This is a genomic window from Tunicatimonas sp., from assembly GCF_049647865.1.
In the GTDB taxonomy this organism is placed as follows: domain Bacteria; phylum Bacteroidota; class Bacteroidia; order Cytophagales; family Cyclobacteriaceae; genus Tunicatimonas.
The window spans coordinates 1-7,619 of sequence record NZ_JBARYM010000230.1 but is presented as its reverse complement, the minus strand read 5'-3'; the positions used below and the strand labels follow the sequence as shown (position 1 = coordinate 7,619).

The window sequence follows — 7,619 nt, the reverse complement described above, 5'->3', positions numbered from 1 at the left end:
CTACTACACCCGTTTCATTTTTGAAGCGGGTGTTTTTTATTTCGTTAGATTCTGCCAACTCCCTCTACAAAAACTTTTTGATAGGCAACTGTTGCACGGCAACCGCTTTACGGCGAAGTAACTCAAGCTACGCGCCTCAGATAGTTAGAACGCAGGATTCATAACCTTGAGATTAAAGTAGGTGTTCTTCTCTCATTTATTTTATTTCGTCGGTCAGATGACGATCCTATTCTACTTTATTCTCGTATTCATTAAAAATACCTATTATTTGTTACATGTCTAATATAATTACATTTCCTAATCAAAGTGGTCATCAGTTAGCTGCCCGGCTTGAAATGCCCGCTAATAATGATCCACACGCCTTCGCTATTTTCGCTCACTGTTTTACTTGTAGCAAAAACCTGAATGCAGTCACTCATATTGGTCGGGCACTTACTCAAACCGGAATGGCAGTGCTTCGCTTCGACTTTACTGGCTTAGGTGAAAGTGAAGGTGATTTTTCGGATACTAATTTTTCTACCAATATTCAAGACTTAGAAGCCGCCGCTGAATACTTAGCCACGCATTATCAGGCCCCAAAGTTACTAGTTGGTCATTCTCTAGGGGGAGCTGCTGTACTAATCGCTAGTAGTCGCATTCAATCGGTAGAAGCGGTAGCTACAATTGGTGCTCCGGCTGACCCTGAACATGTGCAACATCTGCTTGAAGATGATGTGGCCAAGATTGAGGATGAAGGCCAAGCCACGGTTTCCTTGGCAGGAAGAAAGTTTACCGTAAAAAAGCAGTTTCTAGATGATATTAAACAGGCTCACCACGATCATCAGATTGAGCAAATTCGTAAACCGCTGCTGATTCTACATTCTCCGGCTGATCAAACAGTAAGTATCGATAATGCTGCTGAAATTTATCAGCAGGCTCGCCACCCGAAATCATTCATTTCGTTAGATAATGCCGATCATCTACTTAGCCGAAAAGAAGACTCTCTGTACGTAGGACGAGCCATTGCAACTTGGGTAGAGCGGTACATTATTCCCCGGGTTCCATCCCCCCTTTCTACTGATTTACAAGTAGTAACTCGCACTGAGCAGAGCTTTACTACTGAAATTATGGCTGGAAAGCATGCATTAACTGCCGACGAGCCGGAGTCAGTTGGAGGATTGGATTTAGGACCTTCACCCTACGATTTACTAGCGGCTAGTTTAGGAGCTTGCACCGGAATGACATTGCGAATGTACGCCAATCATAAAAAATGGCCTTTAGAAGAAGTGCTAGTCCATGTAAAACATCAGAAAATTTACGACGAAGATTGCCAGGACTGCGAAGATGCCGCAAAAAAAATAGATCATATGGAGCGTATTGTAGAAGTTAAGGGTGATTTATCGGAGCAGCAACGGGCGCGATTACGAGAAATTGCTGATAAATGTCCGGTACACAAAACGTTACATACTTCCGTGAAAGTGAATACGACTTTAATAATGAATGATGATTAATGACGAATGATCAATGCATATCGTTATTCATTAGTTTTTATGTCGCTTTCCGCCGTTTCGTTTCTTGAAGTTACTCCCCCCCCGTCCCCGTCGCTTATTGGGTTCGTAGGCTGGTGCTTCTCCTAGATATTCTGGTATTTTAGCCTTCGGTATAGTAGATTCAATCAGCTTCTCAATGCGAGAGAACGAACCTTGTTCATCGGGAGTAATAAAGGTAAAAGCGGCACCTCGTGCTTCGGCCCGAGCTGTTCGGCCAATTCGGTGCACGTAATCTTCGGCATCGTGAGGCACATCATAATTAATCACCAACTCGATACCTTCCACATCAATACCTCTTGACAAAATGTCGGTCGCCACCAAAATATTTAGTTGTTTATTCTTAAACTTCCGCAAAATATTTTCGCGCTCAGATTGCTCCAGATCAGAAGAAATGGCTGCCACTTCGTAATCTAGCTTTTCTATTACCTTACTCACTTCCTTTACGGTAGTTTTTCGAGCACAGAAAACAATCAGGCTGTTTACCTTTTTAGCTTTTAGCAAATGCTCTAGTATACCAAGTTTCTGACGAGCATGAACACTAAATGCCGCTTGGAGAATCCGCTCGGCAGGTTTGGAAAGAGCAATATTTACCTCTGCTGGATCTTTTAGTAAGTTTTTAGCTAACTGCCGAATTTTGGGAGGCATGGTAGCCGAAAACATCAGTGTTTGCCGCTGCTTCGGTACGTAGTGGGCAATCCGCATAATATCTTCGTAAAATCCCATATCCAGCATCCGATCGGCCTCATCTAAAATGAAAAACTTCAGCTTATCTAAGTTAACATACCCCAGGTTTAGATGCGTCAGCAATTTACCGGGAGTAGCGATCACAATTTCAGTCCCGCCTTTCAATGCCGTTTTCTGCTTATCAAAGGAAGAGGCATCTTGTCCGCCATACACCGTGGTTGAGCTAATAGGAGTAAAATAAGAGAACCCTTCTAACTGCTGATCGATTTGGCCAGCTAGTTCACGGGTAGGTGCAATTACCAGCGCTTGAATACCTTCTCCTTTATGCTGTAAAATATGATGGATAGTAGGGAGTAAATAGGCGGCCGTTTTACCTGTACCGGTTTGAGCGCAGCCAATGATATCGCTTCCGGAAAGAATAGGGGGAATAGTTTGCGCTTTAATCGGAGTGGGTTCCTCAAAACCCATGGAGTCAAGTCCAGACAATAGATCTTCGTGAAGTGTAAATTCTTTAAATGTCAAGATAATTAGTATTAGGTAGTAAAAGGGTAATCAGCTTTTTTAGACAAATGGTAGAACTACTTTGGTAATTTGACTTTCACGTCTACATTATAGAACTGATAAAGTAGTAAGTAACCCTTCAGATGATTATTTAATGATATGATGAATCGTTTCTAGAAAAGTCTAAACCCTACTTTAAAGGAATTACCTGCATAGATAATAAAAAAAATGGCTGAATGTTTCATGAACACCCAGCCATTTTTTAAAATCTAAATTTGATTTAAGTAAGTTTCATACCTTTTCTTGTGCTATTCTTAATAAGCGAGCAATAACTAAGTCGGTAGGAACCTCATTGGCTCGCGATTCGGGAATTGCTTCTACCATGTCGTCTACAAACTCAGGTCGTAAGTTAAGCTTTAAAGCATACTTCTTACAGATCTCCACTTCTTTGTCGTGAATAATCCCGTCCATCATCATCATATTAACTAGCTGATATAGATGTTCAAACCGCTGCTGATCTCGAGTAGGTGCTTGATACTCTACTATACTAGGATTTTCTTTAATTAGCCTAAGTTCGGCTTCTGAAATGTTAAATCGTCCCGCTAGTGATAACAGATATTCTACTTCCAGATCATTAAACTCACCATCAGAATATGCAACCTCAAGCAGATTTTTCATATGCCCTTTAGCTAGCTTTTTTTTCTTTCCAGTAAACAAGTCCATCAACTCCATACGCATAATAGTAATATTGAAAATTATATTTTTCTAATATTAAATATACTAAAAGATTTAAATAGGTCATAGCATGAAGAGTTTTGATAGTTGCTTGAGGATGAAAGAATTATGTAAGTTTTTGCGACAAATAGTATTAGTCTCTTCAAGTAATCACTAGTTTTTATTAATCGACCTAGCATTTACGTAAGAAAGCATACAACGAAATTATTTAGTTAATCCACTTAATATCAGAGGTTGATAATCAACATCTTATGATTAATACGTTCTGTTGTATTTGGTTACTTTTTTAGCGGCAACCCTTTGAATATTTTCTCATTACGCTTATTTACTTACATAAGCTTCAAACGAAGATGAAAAAAGTACCGATGTAGTAGATGTTAATTGAGCTTAGCACTAAGTTAGGCTTGTCATTGAAAAATGCAATTACTATACCAAATGGATATTTTTAGTAAGAACAATCCACCTTCAAACTTTATTATTTCTGTGGTATAAGTACTAACTTTGATTTCTGCTGGCATTTTTCTGTCAGTGTGTTGTAATTCAAGCTATTTACTATGTTCGATAATTTAAGTACTCGACTCGATCAAGCCTTCAAAACCTTAAAAGGTCAAGGACAAATTACTGAGATTAATGTAGCCACCACGGTAAAAGAAATCCGTCGGGCTTTAATTGATGCTGATGTTAATTATAAAGTTGCCAAGCAGGTTACTGATAAAATTAGAGAAGAAGCCTTAGGCCGTGATGTGTTAATTGCTGTTTCACCTGGTCAACTACTCACTAAGATTGTTGAGGAAGAGTTAGCCGATCTCATGGGTGGAAGTCGAGTAGGGGTCAACATTACGGGTGATCCGGCTATTGTTCTAATTTCTGGTTTACAGGGTTCGGGTAAAACAACGTTTTCCGGTAAGTTTGCCAACTATCTTAAGAAGCAAGGCAAGAGTGTACTACTTACTGCTTGCGATATTTATCGGCCAGCAGCTATTGATCAGTTAAAAGTGTTAGGTGAGCAGGTGGGTGTAGATGTATACGCTGAGCCAGAGAATAAAAATCCTGTTGAGATTGCCAATAACGCTATTAGCTACGCTAAGCAGAATGGTAAAAAGGTAGTTATTGTCGATACAGCAGGTCGCCTGGCTATTGACGAGGCCATGATGAACGAGATTGCCGCGCTGAAGGAGTCCCTTAATCCGAGCGAAACCCTGTTTGTGGTAGATGCCATGACTGGACAAGATGCGGTTAATACCGCTAAAGCTTTTAATGAGCGTCTTAATTTTGATGGAGTAGTACTTACCAAACTCGATGGTGATACCCGCGGGGGAGCAGCTCTTTCTATAAAAACCGTAGTAGAGAAGCCTATTAAGTTTGTGAGTAATGGGGAGAAAATGGAAGCACTAGATGTTTTCTACCCTGATCGTATGGCTCGCCGAATTTTAGATATGGGCGACGTAACCACGCTAGTAGAAAAAGCCCAAGAGGTTTTTGATGAGGAAGAAGCCGAGCGTTTGAGCCGTAAGATGCGGAAGAATCAGTTCGATTTTAATGACTTTCTTTCGCAGTTACAACAGATTAAAAAAATGGGAAACATTAAAGACTTACTTGGTATGTTACCCGGCATGGGGAAGGCCGTAAAAGATCTAGATGTAGATGATGACTCATTCAAGCCTATTGAGGCGATTATTCGTTCTATGACTCCTAAGGAACGTGAAATGCCCGACGTTATTAACGGCAGCCGAAAACGTCGTATTGCCAAAGGCAGCGGCACCGATGTTCAGGAAGTAAACAGCCTCCTGAAGCAGTTTTCTGAAATGCGAAAAATGATGAAGAAAATGAACAAGATGACCGGCAAGCGAGGAATGGCCAACATGAATCCGGTCGGGTAACAATTGATGAGAAATGACTGATGAATAATGATTGATGCTAAATTATCATTGCCATCATTATTCAATAGTCATTTCATTATTCATCATCAAACATAAAGTACGTCCTTACAAGCTTGCAACGTCTTCTTTACGTTAGGCAAGATTACCTCAATTAATGTGGGGGCGTAGTGTAACGAAGTATCCCAATTGCATATTCGGCGAATGGGAGCATCGAGATAGTCAAAAGCGTGGCGTTGGATATGGTAGGTTATTTCTGTAGAAATATTTCCTAATGGCCAAGCTTCTTCAACAATTACCAACCGGTTGGTTTTTTTCACTGAGTCTACTACTGCTTCGTAATCAATAGGGCGAATAGTACGAAGGTCAATCACTTCGGCTGAAATGTCATCCTTTTGTAGTTCATCTGCCGTTTCCAAGGCTATTTTCATCACCTTTCCGAAAGAGACAATCGTTACATCCGTTCCTTCTCTTACTACATCAGCTTTGCCAATAGGAATTAGTAGATCATCATCTTCTGGCACCTCCCCTTTATCGCTGTACATTAGCTCTGATTCCATAAAAATAATCGGATCTTCGTCACGTACCGATGATTTCAGCAGCCCTTTTGCATCTTTAGGATTGCTAGGCACCACTACTTTGAGTCCGGGAGTATTAGCATACCAGCTATCAAAGTTCTGAGAATGTTGCTGCCCTAACTGTCCAGCGTTACCCGTTGGTCCACGGAAAACAATAGGCGCATGATACTGTCCACCTGACATCGAAAGAATTTTTGCAGCTCCATTGATAATCTGATCAATAGCCACCAGCGAAAAATTATAGGTCATAAATTCAACGATGGGTCGCAAGCCATTCATTGCCGCACCGATACCGATACCAGTGAATGCTAACTCGGAAATAGGGGTATCAATCACTCGCTTCTCGCCAAATTCATCAAGCATACCTTGGCTTACTTTGTAAGCACCGTTGTATTCGGCTACTTCCTCGCCTATTAAAAAAACGTTTTCATCGCGACGCATTTCTTCGCTCATAGCTTCATTTAGCGCTTCGCGAAACTGGATTTCTCTCATTATTAAAAAATTACTTTTTTGAGTAAAAAAAAGCCCTCCTCAAGGAGGAAGGCTCGATTTTTAATGTATTAACAATTACTGAAGTGCATTTCGGAAAGCTTCTGACTCCTTGAAATTGGTAAATACTAGGTCATTAAGAGCTCGTTCTCGCAAACTAGGATCACCCTGTACTGCAGCACTCAGAGCTTCAGTCATACCACTTTCGTTTTGTAGGTAAGCATTGGCAATGGCAATACCATACTGGGCTTTAGCCATACCATCTTCCATATTCAGAGCCTCTTCAAAACTCGTAATTGCATTTTCGTAGTTGTCAGTCAATATTTGAGCAAGGCCAAGATTGAATGAGTTTTCAGCCGCCTCACCAGCATTAGATAGGGTAGAAACCGCTTCTTGGTACTCACCATTCATAATCTGAATGGCACCACGCACTCCATTCATACCGGCGCGAGCATTCTGCTCAGAAGGTTCCATACCGTTGGCTTTGTCTATTTCCTGCTTCGCTCGCTCAGTATCGCCTCGTACAGCATAAACTAGCGCTAAATTGGCATGAGCTTCTGCATTGTCCTTCATCCGTACAGATTGTTCTAAATTAGTTACTGCCTCATCTAGCATACTGCTCATCTCTGATTCGCTTGCGTCCATTGCTGTAGCAATATAAACCGCTCCTAAGTTGTTGCGAGCCGACCAGCTATCATTACTTTCTACTGCCCTTTCGTAAATACCTTGTTTTTCTTCTAAACTAGGGGTTAATGTGGCCGCATACATCAGTTCTTCTTGTGATAAAGAGTCTGTGTTATAAGATCCACTAGAGATTTGCTTAGCAAAAGTAGAAATCTGCGAATCGGTTTTCTTATCCATTACTGTCAGTATATTGGTCTGAGCAGTACGTAACTTGGGATAAATGTCAGCAAACACTTTACGATACGTAGGTAGCTGATGTAACTGATCTTCTTTGTCTTCGAAAGATCCAGAACCGTTAATAATGCTGTTGTACTCGTTCTTCTCGCTAGACGAAATACCGTCGTAATTCTGTAGCGAATCGCGGAATTGACCCCAATCTTCAACTACAGGCTTCAAGATGAACTCAATAGAATCGGCCGCCCCTTGGTAGTCGTAGCTATCCATCTGCTCGCGATAATACTCTTCAATCCGGCCAGCCCGATCTTCCGATAGATTGGCGTTAACACGCTCAGAACCCTCTGGTGAGTGAGTACCAGTAATAG

The 7,619-nt window shown here is 41.1% G+C and carries 6 protein-coding genes; 2 read left to right on the top strand and 4 right to left on the bottom strand.

All coding sequences use genetic code 11. The features are described 5' to 3' along the window. Window positions 1-275 precede the first annotated feature (275 nt). The gene (locus WBA23_RS07165) at window positions 276-1,490 is read left to right on the top strand and encodes an alpha/beta fold hydrolase (RefSeq protein WP_424581584.1); all 1,215 of its coding nucleotides are present in this window, start codon (window positions 276-278) and stop codon (window positions 1,488-1,490) included. Window positions 1,491-1,520: 30 nt separating this feature from the next. Here the strand turns inward: WBA23_RS07165 and WBA23_RS07160 are convergent, their stop codons facing one another. Then, window positions 1,521-2,735 carry a DEAD/DEAH box helicase gene (locus WBA23_RS07160; RefSeq protein ID WP_424581583.1) on the bottom strand — a complete coding sequence of 405 codons (1,215 nt, stop codon included), beginning with the start codon at window positions 2,733-2,735 and terminating at the stop codon, window positions 1,521-1,523. Between the two features lie 270 nt (window positions 2,736-3,005). Continuing rightward, window positions 3,006-3,392 carry a hypothetical protein gene (locus WBA23_RS07155; RefSeq protein ID WP_424581582.1) on the bottom strand — a complete coding sequence of 129 codons (387 nt, stop codon included), beginning with the start codon at window positions 3,390-3,392 and terminating at the stop codon, window positions 3,006-3,008. Window positions 3,393-4,003: 611 nt separating this feature from the next. On the opposite strand from WBA23_RS07155, the gene ffh reads away from it, so the two are divergent. Beyond that, on the top strand, window positions 4,004-5,329 hold the full coding sequence (ffh, locus tag WBA23_RS07150) for a signal recognition particle protein (RefSeq protein WP_424581581.1): 1,326 nt from the start codon (window positions 4,004-4,006) through the stop codon (window positions 5,327-5,329). A gap of 86 nt (window positions 5,330-5,415) precedes the next feature. Here the strand turns inward: ffh and WBA23_RS07145 are convergent, their stop codons facing one another. Continuing rightward, window positions 5,416-6,396 (bottom strand): pyruvate dehydrogenase complex E1 component subunit beta, encoded by a 981-nt coding sequence (locus WBA23_RS07145; RefSeq protein ID WP_424581580.1) that lies wholly within the window; start codon window positions 6,394-6,396, stop codon window positions 5,416-5,418. A gap of 75 nt (window positions 6,397-6,471) precedes the next feature. Beyond that, a partial coding sequence (locus WBA23_RS07140) for a tetratricopeptide repeat protein (RefSeq protein ID WP_424581579.1) occupies window positions 6,472-7,619 on the bottom strand: 1,148 nt, incomplete at its 5' end.

Bases quoted from the DNA above. Each gene is read 5' to 3' on its own strand.
- WBA23_RS07155 (WP_424581582.1), bottom strand. From the start codon at position 3,392: ATGAAAAATCTGCTTGAGGTTGCATATTCTGATGGTGAGTTTAATGAT.
- WBA23_RS07165 (WP_424581584.1), top strand. From the start codon at position 276: ATGTCTAATATAATTACATTTCCTAATCAAAGTGGTCATCAGTTAGCT.
- WBA23_RS07145 (WP_424581580.1), bottom strand. From the start codon at position 6,396: ATGAGAGAAATCCAGTTTCGCGAAGCGCTAAATGAAGCTATGAGCGAA.
- ffh (WP_424581581.1), top strand. From the start codon at position 4,004: ATGTTCGATAATTTAAGTACTCGACTCGATCAAGCCTTCAAAACCTTA.